Source organism: Pseudomonas sp. SG-MS2, from assembly GCF_009933855.1.
In the GTDB taxonomy this organism is placed as follows: Bacteria; Pseudomonadota; Gammaproteobacteria; order Pseudomonadales; family Pseudomonadaceae; genus Aquipseudomonas; species Aquipseudomonas putida_E.
Genome location: NZ_MOMO01000229.1, coordinates 458 through 992 on the forward strand (window position 1 = coordinate 458; position 535 = coordinate 992).

1 protein-coding gene is annotated in these 535 nt (G+C 56.4%); it reads right to left on the reverse strand.

Annotation, left to right across the window (positions count from 1 at the left end; translation table 11 throughout):
• Nucleotides 1-134: 134 nt before the first annotated feature.
• Nucleotides 135-518, reverse strand: a complete 384-nt coding sequence (gene tnpB / locus BLX42_RS27270; RefSeq protein WP_256672047.1) for an IS66 family insertion sequence element accessory protein TnpB — start codon at nucleotides 516-518, stop codon at nucleotides 135-137.
• Nucleotides 519-535: the final 17 nt, after the last annotated feature.

A 535-nucleotide genomic window follows, 5' to 3' on the forward strand; every position in this document is an offset into this window, starting at 1 on the left:
TGGGTGGCATAGGCTTCGTTGACTTCCTGCTCGCGCAAGCGTGCTTCGTAGGCCTCAAGCAACATCTGCTTGAGTAGTACGGGATCGTCTGGAAGGTTGTCGGGCAAGGAAATCATGCCCCGGATTATACCGGGTCAGGCAACGAAACGGGGTGTCAGAACCTGATGTGGACGGTTGCGCCAGAGGTCGAAGCCGTCGAGTAACCAGTTAAGTTCCTGGACGGTCAGGACGATGGCTTCGTCGGTGGCGTCGGGGGAAGTTTTGAAACGTTCGGCTTCGAGGCGCTTGAGCCAAAGGCAGAAGCCGTTGCGCTCCCAGTACAACACCTTGATGCGGTTACGGGCTTTATTGAGGAAGACGAAAAGTACGGGGTCGAACACGGCGACTTTGATGTCCAGCTCGACCAGGGCGGTGAGGCCGTCGATGGATTTTCGAAAATCCACAGGCTTGGGGTAGAGGTAAACCTTTTCGACTTTGCTGTCGGGACGCATCATGGCGGACTGGCTCCAGAAAGAAATCGGGAGCGCAGCATCGG